This is a genomic window from Saccharopolyspora sp. NPDC002376, assembly GCF_053593195.1.
This window is the reverse complement of the sequence record NZ_JBSFBZ010000054.1, coordinates 35,689-54,814: the sequence shown is the minus strand read 5'-3', so window position 1 is coordinate 54,814 and position 19,126 is coordinate 35,689. Positions and strand designations below refer to the sequence as shown.

The 19,126-nt window shown below is 65.5% G+C and carries 19 protein-coding genes and 1 tRNA gene; 7 read left to right on the top strand and 13 right to left on the bottom strand.

Annotated elements, in window-relative coordinates; translation table 11 throughout:
- Positions 1-334: 334 nt before the first annotated feature.
- Genes ACWCO2_RS28830 through ACWCO2_RS28805 form a run of 6 tightly spaced genes read right to left on the bottom strand, consistent with a single transcriptional unit; the run spans position 335 to position 4,336 of the window.
- Positions 335-2,470, bottom strand: coding sequence for a cell division protein FtsK (locus ACWCO2_RS28830; RefSeq protein ID WP_450130922.1), 2,136 nt, complete (start codon positions 2,468-2,470; stop codon positions 335-337).
- On the bottom strand, positions 2,460-3,182 hold the full coding sequence (locus tag ACWCO2_RS28825; RefSeq protein ID WP_450130921.1) for a hypothetical protein: 723 nt from the start codon (positions 3,180-3,182) through the stop codon (positions 2,460-2,462). Before ACWCO2_RS28825 ends, ACWCO2_RS28830 begins: the two co-directional genes overlap by 11 nt.
- A complete protein-coding gene (locus ACWCO2_RS28820; RefSeq protein ID WP_450130920.1) occupies positions 3,179-3,511 on the bottom strand; it encodes a hypothetical protein in 333 nt (110 codons plus the stop codon). The genes ACWCO2_RS28825 and ACWCO2_RS28820 overlap by 4 nt, the downstream gene beginning before the upstream one ends.
- Positions 3,508-3,858 (bottom strand): WhiB family transcriptional regulator, encoded by a 351-nt coding sequence (locus ACWCO2_RS28815; RefSeq protein ID WP_450130919.1) that lies wholly within the window; start codon positions 3,856-3,858, stop codon positions 3,508-3,510. The genes ACWCO2_RS28820 and ACWCO2_RS28815 overlap by 4 nt, the downstream gene beginning before the upstream one ends.
- Entirely contained in the window at positions 3,858-4,061 is a 204-nt protein-coding gene (locus ACWCO2_RS28810; RefSeq protein WP_450130918.1) for a helix-turn-helix domain-containing protein, read from the bottom strand. The genes ACWCO2_RS28815 and ACWCO2_RS28810 overlap by 1 nt, the downstream gene beginning before the upstream one ends.
- On the bottom strand, positions 4,058-4,336 hold the full coding sequence (locus ACWCO2_RS28805; protein ID WP_450130917.1) for a helix-turn-helix domain-containing protein: 279 nt from the start codon (positions 4,334-4,336) through the stop codon (positions 4,058-4,060). Before ACWCO2_RS28805 ends, ACWCO2_RS28810 begins: the two co-directional genes overlap by 4 nt.
- Positions 4,337-4,508: 172 nt before the next feature.
- On the opposite strand from ACWCO2_RS28805, the gene ACWCO2_RS28800 reads away from it, so the two are divergent.
- Positions 4,509-4,892 carry a helix-turn-helix domain-containing protein gene (locus ACWCO2_RS28800; RefSeq protein WP_450130916.1) on the top strand — a complete coding sequence of 128 codons (384 nt, stop codon included), beginning with the start codon at positions 4,509-4,511 and terminating at the stop codon, positions 4,890-4,892.
- 174 nt (positions 4,893-5,066) lie between these two features.
- On the top strand, positions 5,067-6,197 hold the full coding sequence (locus ACWCO2_RS28795) for a tetratricopeptide repeat protein (RefSeq protein ID WP_450130915.1): 1,131 nt from the start codon (positions 5,067-5,069) through the stop codon (positions 6,195-6,197).
- Here ACWCO2_RS28795 and ACWCO2_RS28790 read toward each other — a convergent pair.
- The 6 genes from ACWCO2_RS28790 to ACWCO2_RS28765 form a co-directional block, all read right to left on the bottom strand.
- Positions 6,171-6,731, bottom strand: a complete 561-nt coding sequence (locus tag ACWCO2_RS28790; RefSeq protein WP_450130914.1) for an NUDIX hydrolase — start codon at positions 6,729-6,731, stop codon at positions 6,171-6,173. The two genes, ACWCO2_RS28795 and ACWCO2_RS28790, sit on opposite strands and share 27 nt — an antisense overlap.
- 316 nt (positions 6,732-7,047) lie before the next feature.
- Positions 7,048-8,013, bottom strand: a complete 966-nt coding sequence (locus ACWCO2_RS28785) for a hypothetical protein (protein ID WP_450130913.1) — start codon at positions 8,011-8,013, stop codon at positions 7,048-7,050.
- Positions 8,014-8,055: 42 nt separating this feature from the next.
- Entirely contained in the window at positions 8,056-8,730 is a 675-nt protein-coding gene (locus ACWCO2_RS28780; RefSeq protein ID WP_450130912.1) for a hypothetical protein, read from the bottom strand.
- Positions 8,731-8,952: 222 nt separating this feature from the next.
- Entirely contained in the window at positions 8,953-10,209 is a 1,257-nt protein-coding gene (locus ACWCO2_RS28775) for a site-specific integrase (RefSeq protein WP_450130911.1), read from the bottom strand.
- Positions 10,210-10,293: 84 nt separating this feature from the next.
- Positions 10,294-10,369: transfer RNA gene (locus ACWCO2_RS28770), tRNA-Leu, on the bottom strand.
- A 136-nt stretch (positions 10,370-10,505) separates the two neighbouring features.
- Positions 10,506-10,922 (bottom strand): CAP domain-containing protein, encoded by a 417-nt coding sequence (locus ACWCO2_RS28765; RefSeq protein WP_450130910.1) that lies wholly within the window; start codon positions 10,920-10,922, stop codon positions 10,506-10,508.
- 260 nt (positions 10,923-11,182) lie between these two features.
- Between ACWCO2_RS28765 and ACWCO2_RS28760 the strand changes: the two genes are divergently transcribed.
- Together ACWCO2_RS28760 and ACWCO2_RS28755 are read left to right on the top strand one after the other, a co-directional pair.
- On the top strand, positions 11,183-12,568 hold the full coding sequence (locus ACWCO2_RS28760; protein WP_450130909.1) for an amino acid permease: 1,386 nt from the start codon (positions 11,183-11,185) through the stop codon (positions 12,566-12,568).
- 107 nt (positions 12,569-12,675) lie between these two features.
- Positions 12,676-13,287, top strand: a complete 612-nt coding sequence (locus ACWCO2_RS28755) for an ANTAR domain-containing response regulator (protein ID WP_450130908.1) — start codon at positions 12,676-12,678, stop codon at positions 13,285-13,287.
- Positions 13,288-13,352: 65 nt separating this feature from the next.
- On the opposite strand, the gene ACWCO2_RS28750 is transcribed toward ACWCO2_RS28755, so the two are convergent.
- Positions 13,353-13,775: a hotdog fold thioesterase gene (locus ACWCO2_RS28750; RefSeq protein WP_450130926.1), complete on the bottom strand. Its 423-nt coding sequence runs from the start codon at positions 13,773-13,775 to the stop codon at positions 13,353-13,355.
- Between the two features lie 89 nt (positions 13,776-13,864).
- Here ACWCO2_RS28750 and polA point away from each other — a divergent pair, with 89 nt between their 5' ends.
- The 3 genes from polA to ACWCO2_RS28735 all read left to right on the top strand — a co-directional run bounded on the left by polA (position 13,865) and on the right by ACWCO2_RS28735 (position 19,058).
- On the top strand, positions 13,865-16,558 hold the full coding sequence (polA, locus tag ACWCO2_RS28745) for a DNA polymerase I (RefSeq protein WP_450130907.1): 2,694 nt from the start codon (positions 13,865-13,867) through the stop codon (positions 16,556-16,558).
- Between the two features lie 577 nt (positions 16,559-17,135).
- Complete coding sequence (locus ACWCO2_RS28740; RefSeq protein WP_450130906.1) at positions 17,136-17,531, top strand: VOC family protein; 396 nt, start codon at positions 17,136-17,138, stop codon at positions 17,529-17,531.
- Positions 17,532-17,690: 159 nt separating this feature from the next.
- Positions 17,691-19,058 (top strand): hypothetical protein, encoded by a 1,368-nt coding sequence (locus tag ACWCO2_RS28735; RefSeq protein WP_450130905.1) that lies wholly within the window; start codon positions 17,691-17,693, stop codon positions 19,056-19,058.
- The last annotated feature ends 68 nt before the right edge of the window (positions 19,059-19,126 follow it).

Genomic DNA, 19,126 nt, shown 5'->3' with positions numbered 1-19,126 from the left:
TTGCACCACAACGACTTCGGCGTGTCATCGTCACCCGCGCCAGCCACAGCAACGACGACTACCCAGAGCCACGGATGCTTACCCGGAAAGGCTCAGTGAGATGCCACCGTCATTGGCGGGACCGTGCCAGTCTGGCCGTTCGGCGAGGAGGCCCCGTCAAGGGCCTTGAGACGGCATGAATAGGACGGGTGGGACAGGTAGCCGGATACCTGTCCCACCCGTCCTATTCATGTGTTCTTCCTGGTCAACGGCCGCAGCAAGGTGTCACGTCGGCCGTGACAAGTTGACGGGTCTGGTGGCTTCCAGTGACGGGTGCCGATCGGTCTTGTGACGCCTACTCATCGACATCCAGACCACCGGAAGCCTGGGCGCGGCACTCGCCGATAGCGGCCCGAAGGTCAGCCGTGTAATAGCCGCGCACCTGGCGGACGGTGCCCTCTTCTGTCGTTGTCCTTCCCCGGCGTGGCTGACATCCGAGCTCGCCCATCTGCCGACCGAACATGGTCGGCTCGGCTTCGAGAGCGTTCGTCAGTTCGGCGGTGGGCACGAAATCGCGTTGGTCCAGATCTTTGCCGATGTATTCGACGACCGATGAGAGCGGTTCCGGCAGCTCGACTGGCGCTCCTGTCTCGGCGCCGGTGCCGAGCGCCTTCACGACGGCCGCCTGATCGATTGCCCGTGGGCTGTCGTCGCCAGCTGCGTGTCCGGTCAGCGTTCCGGCCGCGTCCCGGAGTGCGCGGCCTTGCTCGCAGATGGCTCGCCATTCGGCGTTGTGCATGTAGAAGGTCCGCACGTTGACCGCGAGTGTGTCGGCTCCTGTGTCGGTGTCGCCGTCCGGCCGGAGGATGCCGACGCCTTTGTGGCTGGGCAGCAGTGTGGAGGCGTCGAAGCCGCGGGTGTTCATCTGTTCGCCTAGCACGATGTTGGAGTCGCGCCAGTCCATCACCCGCAGCGCGAAGCGTGAACCGAGCACAGCTCGCAGTCGCGATGGGATCGTGTTCGAGTCTGGGCGCTGGGTGGCGAGGATGACCACGATGCCGACCGCGGGTCCCTTGCGGGCGAGGTAGGTCAGTAGGTCTGCGAGGTAGGTGCCGAGTGTGGTTTTCTTCCCCTCGATTTCCAGCTTTGTCGGGTTCTCGAGGTAGACCTGGACCTCGTCGATGATCACGGCCGTGATTGGCATGCCGAGGTCACGGTCTCGGGAGATGTCCGGGGTGATCTTGGATTCTGGGCAGATCTCGTCATCCAGTGTGGACATCCGGGAGAACCGTGCTTGCACCTCGGCGACCAGTTCCACCAAATAGTCCCGAACCGACTCGGCGTGGTCCTGCTCGTCACCGCAGACGTAGCGGTGTGCGACGGCTTCGGCTGCCTGCCAGTCCTTTCCGCCCTTGCCGTCGAAGACATACAGCTGCGTGTACGGATCAAGGATCAGCCCAGCCGCGGGTAGCCGGGTGGCGCACGTCTTGCCCTGCCGCGGGATCGCGCCGACGATCAGCGACGTCCACACCACTGGCAGATCAATCCGGCGGTTACGCGCGTCCCGGCCGAACGGGATCGACCGCCAGGCATCCCAGAACTCCACATCCAGCAGCGGGAACCGCAGCGGCGGCCCGGAGTGCGGATCGTCGTCGGCAACCCACAGGAACACCCGCCCGGCATGCCCACGCCGGCCACGCACCCGCTCGACGATCAGCTGCAACTCGTCAACCGCCAGCGCCGACGCGAGCGCCTCCCGGTGCTTGACGACGTCGGCCGCCTTACGGGTGGCAGGCAGGTCGACCGTGACGGCCCAACCAGCACCGTCGTGCGTGGCGCGCTCGACCAGGCGCAGCGATTCGTCCTTGCCGATCAGCTTGGCGTCCCGGAACGCATCGACCAGCACCTGCGGATCCATGGTCCAAGTGAGCGACCGCGGCCCGGCCAGCACCGGTTTGCGTCCCGGGGCACCGTCCTTGCGGCGTCCGAACACGGCCAGCGTCACCGAGCCGATGCCGGCTGCGGCCCACAACGCTGGTCCGCCGTACACGACATAGGCCACGGTGACCGCTGCGGCAGCGCCCAGCGCGACGACACCGGTCACCCGCCAACGGAACAGCGTCAGCGCACGAATCTCGGTGAACTTGTCCGCGAGTTTCTCGGACTGTTCGGCGGCGTCTCGGTAGTCGTGAACGCGCACCCACCGACGCCAGCCCTGGACGGCCGTTGCTGCGCCCCTGCCGACCGAGGACAGGAACCGCCACGGCGACCGCAGCATGAACGCTAGGGCGTCCATGGCCGCGTGCTTTGCTGCCTGCTGGGACTTCAGCGCGGCGGGTACGCGCGGTGAACGCTGCCACCAGTTCATGAACCGACGCCAACGGGTCGGCTGCGGCTCGGTCGGCAGGTCATCGTCGATCAATTCCGCGTCGAAGATGTGCCGCTCAACCTCGCGCGACTGCGCGGTAGCGGGAAGCGTCTCACTGCTCATCGCCGCTCACCTCCGCCGACAGCGAAGCGGCCAGCCGGGACGACAGACCACGTGAGCAGCCGGTGACCTCCCGAATCCAGGCAGGCGTCACGGTCACGTCCGCGTTCCACGCTTTCCGCGCTCGGTTCAGGTACTCGTCGAAGGACGTCCGCCGCTTCGTTTCCGGCGCCCGGTCGCGAGTGGGTTCGGGTGTCTGCTCGGCGTCCGTTGCCGAGCGGGTAGCCCCGGTGTCCGTGAACGCTGCCCGGACAGCTGCACCGAGCTTGTCGCGAAGGTCGGTCACGGCCTCAGCGGCGACGAACACGACCAGCGGTGGAACGGAATGCAGCACCACCATGTCGGCCGATCCGGCTGCGTATGCCTCCCAGGTGTTCATCACGTACGTGGCTGCGAGCGTGAACCACTTCGCGCCACGCACCCATCCGCCGGTGTGGATGCAGTATCGGGCGGTGACCTGCTCGGCCCGCAGGATCGCTAGGAGTACCAGCGACACCATCGGATCGAGCAGCCATGCCGCCAGCCATGGCAAGGACCAGGCAGCTGCGCCGTTCGCGGCGAAGCTCTGAACGTTGGTCATGGTGAACGCCAGCCCGAGCAGAATCCCGGTCCAGCACAGCCGGTCCACCTGCTGACGAACCTGCTCCACTGCTTTGGCCTCAGCAGAGGTGGGCGGCAGTCGCTGCCCACCCCGAGCCGCCGTTGGAACGCTCATTGCCGCCGCCCTTTCTTCTGCTGCGGCACGTCCATTGTGGTCACGGTCAATGCCTTGGTCAGCGTGTACGAGGCGAACAACGCCGGAACCCCGAGGACGGCGAGTAGCAGCGTCGTGTTGCCGGGGTGCGTGATCACGATCCACTGCACACCCACGATCGCCGCAGCCGTGACCACGACCCGCCCAGCCAGCGAGACCAGCCGGACACTCGCCCGAGCAGCTTCGCCGGCCTTCCGCGTGGCACGCGCACTTGCCCGCCACGTCATGACCAGGGCAATCAGGCCACCGAGCGCGGCCAGGATTTCGACGGGGGTCAGTTGCAGCATCATCGCGCGCCACCCCCTTCGGCCCGCTCCCCGCGCTGAAGCCAGTGCGGGTACAGCGCGCGCCGCTCGTCCTCGGGCAGAGCACCCCACACGCCGACGGTGCTCTCCCCGGCGGTGCGGAGATCCAGTTCGAGGCATTCGTCTTGGACCTGGCAGCCCGCGCACAGTCGCGCTGCCAACTCGCGATCAGTCATCGACTCGTCAGCCCAGGCAGGCTCGTCCTCCGGGATTCCTGCCATGCAGAGGCCATCCCGGAGCACTACGTCGGCCAGCACCGCGCTTGGCACCCAACGCACGCGATCCAGCCGCCAGGCGATACCGATCAGATTGACGTCGTTGTACGGGGTCATCACTGCCGGCCCCCGTCCTGCGTCTCGCTGTTGGTCGGCTCGCCCAGCAGACGAACCACCTCGCTGGCAGGGATCACGCGGCGGCCGTTCCGCTGCACGGTGCGCAGCGTCCCGAGCCGGATCGCACGAGAGATCGTCGACGGATCAACGCCGAGAATCCACGCGGCCTTGTGGACGGTGAAGTTGGCGTCTGCGCGGTTCAAAGCGCACCTCCCGTCAACCGGGCAACCTCGTTGGCAGTACGGCGCTCGGCCGCCATCCGGGCGACGTCAACGCAGCCGCCCGACTCGCTGGCATCGGCAGCCAGCTTGTCGACGGCGGACGCCGGGACGACGTAGCGCGTACGGACTCGCACTGCGGGGAAGGCGTCTTCTCGGATCGCTCGGTACAAGGTCGAGGGATTGCATCGCATGATTCGGGCGGCTTCCCGAACCGTGTAGAACGTCGGCTGCGCGACGTTTTCGGCATTGCTGTTCATGTCAGATGTCCTTTGATTGGAAACGGAAGAGCTTGTTTCAGCGCGAATAGGAGCTAGTTTTAGCGCTTTATGGCGCGCGAGGGCCGAAACGCGGCGTTAATGCATTGGGGTGGCCTCACGGAATCGAGTTAGCGCGCTAATCTCGGCGCTGAGGCGGAGCGCGGAGGAATACGTGACGGAGGACTGGGCTGCGGTCGCTCGTGCGATCGATCAGCGCACGAGCGAGTTGGGCATGCGCCAACGTGAATTGGCGAAGCGCTCGCATGTATCGCAAGCGACGGTGCGCGAGTTGCAACGCAACACCGTGCAGCGCCGCCGAAGCGCGCGAACCTTGGAAGCGCTGTCGCTGGCGCTCGGCTGGCACCCAGAACACCTGTTGGCAGTCCTGGAAGGTCGCAGGCCGCCAGCGGTCGGCGAGCCCGTGTCCACAGAAGATGACGTGCCCACCAGGTTGGCGGCGATCGAGCGTCACCTTCGCGAAATCACGCGCCAGCTCGACGATATGAACGCCCGGCTCGGTAGCGGGACTGATCGTGACGGCGGGCCGGCCGAATGACCGGCCCGACTTACGGCCGGTCGGCCGCACCAGGTGGGTGGTCACTGCTGTGCTGCGCATGCCACTAAGAAACGGCATTCGAGCGCGTTTTTGCAGATGACGCGGGTTAACCGCGAGCCCATTAACCGGAATTAACTTTGCAGGTCAAGGCTGTTATCCGACACGGGGGCGCTGATGACGGAGAAGCGACTTCAGGTGGTGCGCAAGCAGCTCGGTTACTCCGCGGACAACGTCATTCGGATGCTGCTTCGACGTGCGGAAGCACTCGATATCCCGGTGATGACTGCCGCAAGTCTGAAAACGAAGCTCTCGCGCTGGGAAAACGGCCACGAAGCTGTGAGCCAGCCGTACCGGCGACTCTTCCGCGAGGTCTACGGCCGTACCGACGCAGAGCTTGGCTTCCCGCCGGAGCCAGACGACGGCGATGCCGCCGAGCTCCGCTCGCGGTTGGAACTGGCGCGACACGTTGACGCCGAGATGGTCGCCATATTCCGGCGGCAGATCAACGATGCTCGGCACGTCGACCGCCGCTTCGGCGGAATCACCCTGCTCGACCAGCTTCGCAGTACCGTCCAGCAGGTTGAGGGCTTGCTCGGCTACAACACTGTGAGCAGGCAACGGGAAAGTCTCGCGGGCGCTCTTACAGAGGCGTCTACATTGGCCGGTTGGGAGGCACTCGACCGCAATGCGATCGGCCAGGCATGGGAGCACTACGAGCGCGCGAAGGCGGCAGCGCGTGAAGCGATGTCGCCAGCCTTGCTGGCGCATGCCACAGCAGAGCAAGCTTTCGTCCTGATCGACATTGGCGAAAGCGCCGCCGCCGTCGAGCAACTCGCTCACGCCCGCGAGCTCGCCGAGCAGGCCGCACCGCCGCTACTTCGTGCGTGGTTGGCCGCAGCACACGGCGAGGGCCTTGCCTCGGCAGGTCAGAGAGAAGGGGCGTTGCGCGCCTTCGACGCGGCGGACGCCTTGTTGCCAGCCGATCCAGCCGACGCCGCTCTGCCGTTTCTGTTCCTGGGCGACTCGCACCTTGACCGGTGGCGGGGTAATGCCCTGAGCAAGCTCGGTGAACCGGAGGCAATCGACCAGCTCGCAGACGCCTTGCCGCGCCTGCCTGCTGCGTTCGTCCGAGCTAGAACGGGATTGCTTGTCGATCTCGCATTCGCGTTCGCCGCCGCTGGCGACCGCGACGCCGCGCTTGACCACTCCAGGCAAGCGCGGCGACTGGCATCCCAGATCAAGTCTGACCGGCAGCTGCGACGCCTCGACAGTCTCGTTCTACCCGGCGCTAACGGCGCCGCGTGACGTCAGGTAGTACAGCAACGCCACCAATGTCCCCGAACCAAGCAGCTCTTGTCGCTGCGCCAGTTCGGTGACCCGCGACAGCGGCACCCACTCGACGCGCCCAACTTCCTCGGTGTCGGTCGGCTCGCCGATGTGCTTGGCGCCGCGCCACAGGTACACGTCCACAGGCGCCGTGACCTGGCCGGGCAGCGGCTCGAAGCTCACCAGGTGCTCGGCCTCACCGGTCGGCTCCCAGCCGCTTTCCTCAGCCGCCTCGCGGGCAGCTGTGCTCGCGGAGTCGTCGCCATCGTCGACCATGCCGCCCAACAGCTCGTACCCCCACTGCTCAGTGGGGAACCGATACCGCCACAACATCAGCGCCCGGTCCTGATCGTCCACAATCAACGCAATGGCGATCCGGGCAAGGTGCACGACGTGGTACTCCCACCGCTCACCGTTCGGCGCCTCCACGTCGGCGAGTCCTAGCCGCACCCAGCGATTGTCATAGACAAGCCGCTCCCCGTAGGTCTTCCATGCTCCGCGCTCATTACTCACACCACGCAGCCTACGGCCGCAAATCAACCAAAGCAGCAGACGATGTCCCAGCTTTGGACGAGCGGCAAAGCGGTCAGTGACGCTCGCCGTGGCCACCACCGGACCTACTGGGCGACGTTTGGGCTCGGCCCCAAGAACGACGCAATACCGCTGACTAGCACCAGCGACGACCCCACGACTACACTCCGAGGCCGCCTTTGTCGCGCTCTGCTGGCGGCAGCCCGTACCGGCCTCATCGGGCGACCGGCCGCTACCACCGCAACGAAGGCGGAGAGCGCGGTCTACAGGGGTTTAAGTCTTTAGTCATACGTCAAGGTTATGGCATTTCCATGGAGCGCCAACCATCTTGTGTGCTGTAACGACAGGCTATGGGTCCAATAATAAACCAGAGCACGTCAATTTCTTCTGGCAGTTCGATCGTTCGGCTCGGGCAAAAGTTGGCGCCATGCTCAGTTGCTGACTGGTACTCTGGTTCGGTCTCCCGGTCGAAAACGAGGACGGCGTGTTTCTGTGCGTTGGATTCTCCAGCAAGAGAATCGCGGACATTCTTGCCGTACTCTTCGTGAGCAAGCCAAAGCTTAATACGTTCGACTAGTGTGTCCGCGCTGCCGGTTCGGGTATATCCAGCCGCATAGGAAATATCAATACCAGCCTTTTCGCCGTCAACTAATTCGTGGCGAATGCAGAGGGAACTGTTTGTTCTTGCGTTTACATAATGAAACGCCTGGGCAGCCTCCGGATCTGCAGGCCAAACCGCTCGGGTGCTATGGGTGTTGTATTTTTCCAAAATGGCCAAATGTCGCTCTAGTTCGCGCGCCAAATTCTTGAGACGTGGTCGCGCTGGCTCCTTTTTGGTCCATGGGTGATCGGCCTGCCACTCAACTTCTCGTTGGCGTTTCGGAACAATTCCTCTGCCGAACTGGATCCTCGCGAGATTATCTAGCTCTGGATTGTCTGGAGGAAAGTCGGGCGTGGGCTCCATCACTGTCGAGTTTGTCGGCATCATGATTATAATGTGCCAACGGCCGCTCAGCAGAGATGAATCATAGGATGGATCAATTTGGATATTGGCCAGCTGTCGATAGTGCTGGCTAGCAATTTCCTTAACCTCGACTGCGTATGAACCGTCTGCTGAGCGGTAGTCGGGACTGTGGCGTTGCTGCTCGAATTTCGGCTCGACCTTATTGAGGTCCAAGAGTAATTCTCGTTCGAGGAGGGCCTTTGCTGTTAGTTCACTCTCGCTTTCTTTCTCAATTCTGTCACTTGTCCGCTTTTTCCCCATGTAAATTCCCTCCAGGCTTCTCAGGGTGGATCGCTATGGAATTCACCTAAGTCTTGCTAGGCACCCAGACTCTGCCAGCATAGTGAGTAGCCGGCGTACATCGTGAAGTTTTCTAGTCGTCAACCGTTCACGAACATACCTTTCGATTACGGCGTAGACATCTTCTCGTCCAGGCAGGCAGGTTCTCAGCAATTCGAATGCCCCGTCGAGTGCCTTTTCCTCGTTGTCGATCGGAAGCCTTGTGTGAAATTCCCAAGCGGGAACATCCTGGAGTTCTCCGCGCCATGCGCGTCTTTGCTTGGATATTTGGCGTTTTCCAGCGAGTTCCAAAGCTCGTAGAGCGGCGAACTCTACTGCAGCAACTTCCCACTCGGTCATGCTAACTATAACTTGGTGATTGCTGTCGTCTTCAAAGGTTTCTTGCCATTGCGAAGGCTGGGATTCGACTTCATCTGAAGAGGCGCCTGGTAGGGCGGGGTTCACGCCGAGTGGCCCTAATACAACTGGGCTATAAGTCATGCCGATGTAGTTGTCGTACACGTCGGCACGGATCAATTTTCTGTTCTCGCACTTGCTTGCATCGCCAATTACCAACGGTTCGCCGTCATCGGTGAAGGCGATGACAGGTCTAGCTAGCTGTCGGCTGACGATCTTCCTATTTTCGTCGGATTCTTTGATGTTGTATCGGGCGGTGATTCCAGGCTGAGCGGCGATCACAGACGTCACTATACAGTTACGACTGATCACCTGGAGTAGTGGATCAGCTGCCCCTGATGGCAGTTCTGACGACCACAGCTGGCACCGACGCGGCCACCCATCAGCACGCTGCCAAGCGAAACCCTGCTGCCCGGGCCTGGCGGTCAGCAGTTTCTATATGCCGAATCCCCAAGGGCTTCTGTGTGCTTTGGTGAGCTGGCCTGAAGCTGCGCGACGCCTCCCTTAGCTTTGGCTGCGTTTTGGCATGCGGCTGCCGAGGATCTCTGCTGCCTTCCGGTCCGACGCTGCGACCCAGGCGGCGTAGACGCGCAACGTCGTTGCGCCGCCCCCGCCGTGGCCGAGGCGGCCGGAGACGGTGGGGAGATCGACGCCAGCCGTTAGGAGCTCGGTCGCCGAGTAATGGCGCAGGGCGTGGAGGTGTGTGTTGATGCCGAGGCGGTCGGCCATGTCTTTGTAGCGCTGGGTTACGGCGTTGGGGGAGTAGGGCTCGGAGTGGTCCGGGGTTTTGGTGCCGCTGAAGACGAACAGGTCGTCGGTGAATCGCAGGCCCAACGTCTTCACGCGGTCGTGGACGCGTGCCTTGTGCTCGCGTAGGAGGGTCACCGTTTCGGAGTCGAGGGCGATGCGGCGGTTCTGGTGGGTCTTGGTGTCTTTTTCCTTGCCGCGGACCCAGTTTCGGCGGAGGTCGATCAGTTCTTCATCGAGGTCGATTCGGGAGAAGCGGAGGCCGACCAGTTCGCCTCGGCGCATGCCGGTGGTCATGGCTAGCCAGACGAGCGTTCCCCAGTCTTCGTCCATGCGGAACGCTTCTTCGGATAGGCGCGCAGCTTCGGCCGGGGTGGGTGGATCGGGCTCGGGGCGCTTTTGCCGGGGCTTGCGGGCGACGCGGGCCGGGTTTGAGCTGATCCAGTCCCAGCGTTCGGCGGCGTCGAGCGTGCCGCTGATGATCGCGTGAATCTGACGGACCGTCGACGCGGCCATTGGCTTGCACTCGTGTGCTCGGCAGCGTTCGGTCTTGCAGTCGTGATCGCCGTTCTTCTTGTGGCGTTCGACGAACGGCTTGCCGTCGCAGCGGGCTCGGCAGCGGCGCAGCTCGGTATAGAAGCTCTCCAGCATGCGCGCTGAGATCTTGTTTACAGCGGTCTCGCCGAGCGCGGGCGTGATGGAGCGGTTGATATAGCCCTCGTACGTGTGCCGGGTGCTGTCTTCGATCTCGCTCGTGCGCATCCACTCGGCGAGCGCGTACGACAAGCTCACCGACGACGGAGCGGAGCGCTGGCCGTCGACCTGGGCTAGCAGCTTGGTCAGTGCCTTCTCAGCGCGCTTCTGCGCTGCGTTATCGGTGCCGTTGATGGTCTCGCGGAGATAGACCCGCTTGCCGGTCACGGGGTCGGTGCCTGCGTAGACGATGGCCCGGAGGGTCTTCCCTCGTTCTTCGATCCGGCCGCGTTGACGGCCCTCAGTCCGGGCAAGACTCATGGCCGTGAGTGTACTCGCACCCACGGCCGCACCCAGCGGACCAAATCATGATCCATATTTTCAGTTGTTTTGCCTGGTCAAGGCTGGTGCCCCCGGTGAGATTCGAACTCACACTGGACGGATTTTGAGTCCGCTGCCTCTGCCGTTGGGCTACGGGGGCTTGTTGGGGACAGCTTACGGGATCGGTGATCTACCGGTTCGTAGGGGTGTGGGGTGGGGTCGTGAGTGCGCAGGGGTGTTCGGGCACTGTTGCGCACTCACGACCTCGGCGGACCTCGGTGGAAGGTGCGGCCGGGTCAGCGGCCGAAGTCCTGGGTCCAGTAGTCGCCGGTGTTGCTGACCGCGACGCCGATGGTCTTCAGGGAGCAGTTGACGATGTTGGCCTTGTGGCCCTCGGACTTGAGCCAGCCGTCCATGACCTCGTTGGCGGTCTTGTAGCCCTGCGCGATGTTCTCCGCGCCGGGGGAGGGGTTGCCGGCCTTCTTGATGCGCTTGTCGAAGGTCACGCCGTCCGGGGTCGTGTGGTCGAGGTAGGAGCGCTTGGCCATGTCGGCGCTGTGGGCGGCGGCCGCCTTGGTGAGTCGGGAGTCCACCTTGACGGCGCTGCAGCCCGCGTCGGCCCGGGCCTTGTTCACCAGGGTCACGACCTGGTCCTCGGCGGAACCGGATGCCATCGCTGCGGGGGCCCAGACGGCGGATCCGATGCCGATCACCAGTGCAGTTGTTGTGATTACGGAGCGTTGAAGATTCGGGGTCTTCATGCCGGTTCAAGCTACTCAATTGGATGAGATCGAACTGTTATATATGAAATTGGTAACACAGAGTAATGCGCTCCGTGATGGTTCGACCACTCTCCGGTCGCCCGTTGTGTCCGCCTGGTCCCATTCCTCCCGGTTCGGGACCCTGGTGGCGGTGATCATCGCGGGTTAGGTTCACAGCTCAACTGAGGGTCGCCGGTCGGACGGGGGCTGTGATGGTCGACGAAGCCGGGATCGAGCACGACGACGCCGGACTGCGGCGGAGCCTGAAGAACCGACATCTCCAGATGATCGCCCTCGGCGGCATCATCGGCGCCAGCCTGTTCATCGGCAGCGGCGCGGTTATCTCCACCGTCGGCCCCGCGGCCGTGCTGTCCTACGGGATCGGCGGGCTAATCGTCGTGCTGGTGATGCGGATGCTCGGCGAGATGGCCACCGCCTCGCCGACGCTCGGCTCCTTCATGGAGTACGCCCGTACCTCGCTGGGCGACTGGGCGGGATTCACCATCGGCTGGCTGTACTGGTACTACTGGGTCGGCGTGGTGGCCTTCGAGGCCGTCGTCGGCGCCGAGCTGATCAACCCGCTGGTGCCGGTGATACCGCAGTGGGTGCTGTCGCTGGTGCTGATGCTCGCGCTGACCGCGACGAACCTGAACTCGGTGCGCTCCTTCGGCGAGACCGAGTTCTGGCTGGCTTCCATCAAGGTCATCACCATCGTGATCTTCCTGCTCTGCGGCGCGATCTTCGTGCTCGGGCTGTGGCCGGGCGCGGAGTTCTCGGTGGGCAACATCGCGCTCGACGGCTTCGTCGCCAACGGCGGGTTCGCCGTGCTGCACGGCGTGGTGATCGTGATCTTCTCCTACTTCGGCACCGAGATCGTCACCATCGTCTCCGCCGAATCCGACGAGCCGGAGCGCTCGGTGGCCAGGGCGACCAAGGCCGTGGTGTGGCGGGTGCTGCTGTTCTACGTCGGTTCGGTGGCGCTGCTGGTGATGATCACGCCGTGGCGGGAGATCCCGACCGACGGCAGCCCGTACGCGGCGGCGTTCTCCCGGTTCGGCCTGCCCGGTGCGGAAGCCGTGGTGAACGTGGTGGTGTTCACCGCGGTGATCTCGGTGCTCAACTCCGGGCTCTACACCGCATCCCGGATGCTCTTCGCCCTGCAGCGGCGGGGATTCGCGCCGGGCTGGGTGCGCGACATCAACCGGCGCGGGGTGCCGTGGAAGGCGATCCTGCTGTCCACATTGGTCGGTTACGTCGCGGTCGCGGCCAGCTACGTCTCACCGGACACGATCTTCTACTTCATCATCAACTCGGCTGGCGCGGTCGCGCTGTTCATCTACGCGATGATCGCCGCCTCGCAGCTGCGGATGCGGCGGCGGTTGGAGCAGGAGGCGCCGGAGCGGCTGAAGCTGAAGATGTGGTTCTTCCCCTACTTGACGTGGGCCACGCTGGTGGTGATCACCGCTGTGATCATCACCATGGGGGCCATCGAGGAAGTCCGCTCGCAGCTCACCCTCAGCCTCATCAGCCTCGCTGCCATCCTGCTGATCTACCTGCTGTTCGTGCGCCCGCGCGTGGCGCGGCGGCGCACGGGCTGATGTCGCAATGGTCACGTCACGTGTTTACCTCGGCGTGAAGTCGCGACCGGTATTCTGCGGTTCCGGTGCAGATCGCAGCGGAAACCCGAGCTCTATGGAGGACCCCGGTGACGACGCCGGCTACCGAGGACACACGCGAGGCCAAGCCCGTCGAACGTCGCGTACTCGTGGCCGAGGACGAGGCGTTGATCAGGCTCGACCTGGTGGAGATGCTCCGCGAGGAGGGCTACCAGGTCGTCGGTGAGGCCGGGGACGGTCAGGAAGCCGTTCGCCTCGCTGAGGAGCTGCGCCCCGATCTGGTGATCCTGGACGTGAAGATGCCGAAGATGGACGGCATCGAGGCGGCCTCGAACATCGCCGGTGAGCGGATCGCGCCGGTGGTCATACTGACCGCCTTCAGCCAGCGCGACCTCGTCGAGCGGGCGCGTGATGCGGGGGCGATGGCCTACCTGGTCAAGCCGTTCGCCAAGCGCGACCTGGTGCCGGCCATCGAGCTGGCGGTGTCCCGGTTCACCGAGGTGCAGGCGCTGGAGGCCGAGGTCGCCGACCTCAACGACCGCCTCGAAGCGCGCAAGACCATCGAGCGGGCCAAGGGCCTGCTGATGAGCAAGCACAACCTCTCCGAGCCGGAGTCGTTCCGCTGGCTGCAGCGCACGGCCATGGACCGCCGCACCACCATGAAGGCGGTCGCCGACGCGGTTCTCGAGAACCTCTCCTGACGCGTTAGAGCCCGTGAGTCCTTTGGGTTGCCATGGCGACCCGAAGGACTCACGGGCTCTGTGCATCACTTGCCGGGTGCTTGGTCGCGCAGTACGCAGGTCAGGCGCGCGGTGCAGGTCCGGCGGTCCTGGTCGTCGACGATCGTGATCTCGTAGGTCGCGGTGGAGCGGCCCCGGTGCACCGGTGTGGCCACCCCGGTGACCTTGCCCTCGGTGACCGCGCGGTGGTGGGTGCAGGACAGCTCCAGCCCGACCGCGATGCGCCCCGCTCCGGCGTTGAGCGCCGCGGCGATGGAGCCCAGCGTCTCGGCCAGCACCGCGTTCGCGCCGCCGTGCAGCAGGCCGTAGGGCTGGCGGTTGCCGGCGACCGGCATGGTGGCCACCACACGATCGGGTTCCAGCGTGTCGAACTCGATCCCCAACTTGTCGGTCAGCTGCTCCTCGGCGCCCTTGAGTAGCTCGATCGTAAGTCCGTTGTCGCTGGTCATCGGCTCACCGCCGTTGACTTTGGTCACCCCAGGTGCCTCCCGTCGCCTCCGGTCATGCGCTGTCGGAGCCTCAGCCTAGACTCGCCGCCGTGACGCATTCCGAGGACCGACGCCTGCTGCTCATCGACGGCCACTCGATGGCCTATCGCGCTTTCTACGCCCTGCCCAAGGAGAACTTCCAGACCGGCACCGGGCAGCACACCAACGCGGTCTACGGGTTCACCTCGATGCTGATCAACCTGCTGCGCGATGAGCAGCCCACGCACCTGGCGGTGGCCTTCGACGTCTCGCGCAAGACCTTCCGCAGCGAGGCGTTCACCGAGTACAAGGCCAACCGCAGCAAGAGCCCCGACGAGTTCCGCGGCCAGGTCGCCCTGATCCAGGAAGTGCTCGGCGCGCTGAACATCCCGGTGCTGAGCAAGGACAACTACGAGGCCGACGACGTCATCGCGACGCTGACCACGCAGGCCACCGACGGCGGCTTCAAGGTCGCGATCTGTACTGGCGACCGCGACGCGCTGCAGCTGGTCACCGAGGACGTCACGGTGCTGTACCCGACGAAGGGTGTCTCGGAGCTGACCCGCTTCACCCCGCAGGCGGTGGAGGACAAGTACGGCCTGACCCCGCAGCAGTACCCGGACTTCGCGGCGCTGCGCGGCGACCCCTCGGACAACCTGCCGAAGATCCCCGGGGTGGGGGAGAAGACCGTCACCAAGTGGATCCAGCAGTTCGGCTCGCTGGCCGAGCTGGTGGACCGGGCGGACGAGGTCAAGGGCAAGGCGGGCCAGGCGCTGCGCGACCACCTGTCGTCGGTGCTGCTCAACCGGCAGCTGACCGAGCTGGTGCGCGATGTGGAGCTGGAGGCGGCTCCAGCGGAGCTGGAGGTGCGCGCCTGGGACCGGGACGCGGTGCACCGGCTGTTCGACGACCTGGAGTTCCGGGTGCTGCGCGACCGGCTGTTCGCGACGCTGTCCAGCGCCGAGCCGGAGGTCGAGGAGGGCTTCGAGGTTTCCGGCGGTGTGGTGCAGCCCGGTCAGCTGCCCGCTTGGTTGGACGAGCACGCCCGCAACGGAAACCGCGTCGGCCTGGCGTTCACCGGGCAGTGGGCGCGGGGCTGCGGTGATCTGACCGGCTTGGCCCTGGCCACCGCGGACGGTTCGGCCGCGTTCGTCGACGTCAGCGCCCTGACCGCTGAGGATGAGAAGGCGCTGGTGGCCTGGCTGGCCGATCCGTCGGCGGCGAAGGCGGCGCACGACGTCAAGGGCCCGCTGCACGCCATCCGCGACCGGGGCTGGACGCTGTCCGGGCTGACCAGCGACACCGCCCTCGCGGCCTACTTGGTGCGGCCCGGCCAGCGCTCCTTCGAACTGCCCGACCTGGTCGTCCGCTACCTGCAGCGCGAGCTGCGCGCCGAGGCCGGCGAGGAGAACGGCCAGCTGTCGCTGCTCGAGGACGAGAGCGAAGCCAAGGAGAAGGAGGCCTCGGCGGAGCTGATCAAGGCGCGCGCGGTGGCCGAGCTGGCCGACGCGCTCGACGTCGAGCTGGACCGCATCGACAGCCGCGCACTGCTCACCGACCTGGAGCTGCCGCTGCTGGTGGTGCTCAGCGAGCTGGAGGGCGCGGGCATCGCGATCGACGCCGAGCAGCTCGCCGAGCTGGGCGCGCACTTCGCCGCGCGCGTCAAGCAGGCCGCGCAGGAGGCCTACGGCGTGATCGGCAAGGAGATCAACCTCGGTTCGCCGAAGCAGCTGCAGGTGGTGCTCTTCGACGAGCTGGGCATGCCGAAGACCAAGCGCACCAAGACCGGTTACACCACCGACGCCGAGGCGCTGCAGACGCTGTTCGAGAAGACCGAGCACCCGTTCCTGCAGCACCTGCTGGAGCACCGCGACGCCACCCGGTTGAAGACCACTGTGGACGGACTGGTGAAGTCCATTTCGGACGATGGCCGGATCCACACCACGCTGAACCAGACCATCGCGGCCACCGGCCGGTTGTCCTCCACCGAGCCGAACCTGCAGAACATCCCGATCCGCACCGAGGAAGGCCGGCGGATCCGCGAGGTGTTCGTGGTCGGAGGCGACTACGCGGAGCTGATGACCGCCGACTACAGCCAGATCGAGATGCGCATCATGGCGCACCTGTCCGGCGACGAGGGGCTCATCGAGGCGTTCCGCTCCGGCGAGGACCTGCACAACTACGTGGCCTCGCGGGCGTTCGGGGTGCCGATCGAGGAGGTCGACCAGGAGCTGCGCCGCAGGGTCAAGGCGATGTCCTACGGCTTGGCCTACGGGCTGTCGGCCTACGGCCTGGCGCAGCAGCTGCGCATCTCTGCCGACGAGGCGAAGGAGCAGAGGGACGCCTACTTCGCGCGCTTCGGCCGGGTTCGCGACTACCTGAGCGAGGTCGTCGACCAGGCCCGCAAAGACGGCTACACCTCGACGATCCTCGGACGCCGCCGCTACCTGCCGGACCTGACCAGCGACAACCGGCAGCGCCGGGAGATGGCCGAGCGGATGGCGCTCAACGCGCCGATCCAGGGCAGCGCGGCCGACATCATCAAGGTCGCCATGCTGGGTGTGCACCGAGCGTTGCGGAACAGCGACATGCGGTCGCGAATGCTGCTGCAGGTGCACGACGAACTCATCGTCGAGGTCGCCGACGGCGAGCACGCCGAGGTGGAGAAGCTGCTGCGCGAGCAGATGGGATCGGCCCACGAACTCTCGGTCCCGCTCGAGGTTTCGGTCGGTTCGGGCCGATCCTGGGACACCGCCGCCCACTGAGGATTCCCCGCGATTTTCCCGCGATTTCACCGCAGTTTCGGGCTCGTTTTGCGTGGCGGTGCGTGTGGCGGAACCTCAGACGTTCCCTGGACTGCGGGTGCCCCTCCTGATGTATGTCCAATACACGGCGGAGGGCCGTCCTCGCCAGGAAACGTCTGAGAACCCGCGGTGCGAGTTGCGAGGGTGGGTGAAGCGCTGCGCGCTTGCGACGTCTTCTTCCTCGCGGGGCCTCGGTCTTCGCGGCTGAGATCTCCGATCAGGATGCGATTTCAATGGACGTTGGACGTCTGATTTCCATTGAAATCGCGGAACTTCGGTGTGTCGGGCGCACGACATGCCGGAGGTTGCGGACGGCTCCCGCGATTTCCGTTGAAGTTGCGGGGCTCGACGAGGTTGCGGGTCAGTCACGAAGTCGTCGTTGTTCGGCGCGCGGGCGGTGGGGCCGCTTTGAATGGCGGACATCACCGTCGGTGCCCCCGCCCGCCCCTGCGATCGATCGATGCGGATAGCCTGCCGTACGCGTGACCGGTCGCGGTGGGGGCATCCGAACCGCTTCCGCGCCGATACGAGGAGGAGCATGATCAACATCGACAGAGTGGACCACCTGGTCCTCACCGTCGCCGATGTCGATCGGGCAGTGCAGTTCTACGAGCAGATCCTCGGCATGACGCCGGTGACGTTCCCGGGCGAGCGGCGGGCGGTGAGCTTCGGCCGGCAGACCATCAAGCTGCACGCGGCCAGCGAACTCGTCGAGCCGACCGCCACGCACCCCGTGCCCGGTTCGGCGAACCTGTGCTTCATGACCACCAACGCGCTCAGCGAGGTCCAGGAGCACCTGCGCGCCAACGAGGTGCGCATCGAGGAGGGCCCGGTCAGCCGCATCGGCTCCGAGGGGCCGATCACCTCGCTGTACCTGCGCGACCCGGACGGCAACCTGATCGAGGTCGCCCGCGCCGACGAGCCAGTCGAGTAGCGGATCGCCCCGTACGGGCGGCATTCCCGGAACTGGCGTCAAAGCGGTCGGCATATACCACGCAAGCTCTGCGTCTGATCACTCGAATGGCCCTGATCGCCTGATCGTGTCTTGCGGCGCACCGATAGCGTGCGGCACGTCGGAGAACGTGCGTGCAGCTTGTCGGGGGCCAGGGACGTGGGCTTCACCGCCTCGGAGTTCACCCGTGACGGCTTCCCCTCAATGGAGGGGGAGCTCGTCGAGGCGTTCGACTGTCCGGTGGACGTGGGGGATGAGCGGCAGTGGCTGGCTTGGCTGACCTCGGAGTCGGCCCGGCCGGGCCACGGCCGCGAGCAGCTCGCCACCGCGCTGATCACGTACTGCCAGGGAAAAGGCGTCCAGGTCCCGGGACGGGACCAGGCCCGCTGCGCGGCGGAACGCGCGTTGCAGGACTTCGAGTTGGGGCTGTGCCAGCGCGTCGCGGACCAGCTCGGTGATGCGGCCGATCTGCTGGAAGCCTTGCTCGCGGAGTCGGTCGGAAGCGGCTGGCTGCTCGAGGAGCTGCGCCCCGAGGTGCGCCCGATCGATCTGCGCTCGTTGGTCCGCGAACTGGACGACATCATGTCGTTGCAGGCACTGGGCCTGCCGACCGATCTGGCAGCGGATTCGGCCGATCAGGTCTGGCTGCGGACCCTGTTGGCCGAGACCGAGAAGTTGACTGCACTCCGCCAGCTGCACCTTCCGGCCGATGTCTTCGAGGACTTCCCGCCGGAACTGGTCGCCGCGTGGAGCGCCCGGGCGGCCGTTTCGCAGCCCTTCGAGCTGCGGGCCCTGTCGCGGCCATTCCGAGTGACGCTGGCGAGCGCGCTGTGCGAGGTGCGCCGCGCGGAGATCACTGACCTGCTCGGGCATGCCCTGGTCGGCCTGCTCCACCAGATCCGGGCCCGCGCGGAGCACCGGCTCGGCGGTGCGGCCGACGACGTGTTGCTGCCCGGCACCGCGCGGGACGTGCTGCTGCTCAAACTGGTGCAAGCCGCTGTCGAGCACCCCGACGACACCGTGCGCGCTGCGCTGTTCCCGGTCGCCGGTGAGCAGCTGCTCGAGCAGCTCATGCGCGACATCGAAGCCCACGCCGCCGCGTCCACCAAGCGCAAGCGAACGGTGCTGCGTGGCACCTATTCGGCCTGCTACCAGCAGTTGTTCCGATTGTTGCTGGAGAGCTTGGAGTTCGGCAGCAGGGATGCCGACAGCTGGCCGATCATGGCCGCGCTCGGCGAGCTGGTCAGCGACTACACCGCCTGCTGGGCCCGCGGGAGGTTCTACGAACCCGACGACGACGCCCCGCTGGAGGACGTCGTGCCGCCGGAGTGGCAGGCCGCGGTCGTGGACCGGGAAGGGCGCGTCGAGCGCATCGCCTACGAGTTCTGCGTCCTGGTCTCGCTGCGGGACCGGCTCTGCACCCGGCAGATCTACCTCGCAGGCGGCCGCAAGTGGGGCGAACGGCCTGACCCGGTGTCCTGGCCGAAACAGGACAGGGCGGCGGGCTAGCAAGCCCACCGCCCCGTCCCGGGAACAGTCCTGGTTCGGTCACGGCATGGCTCGGCATCGCTGGATTG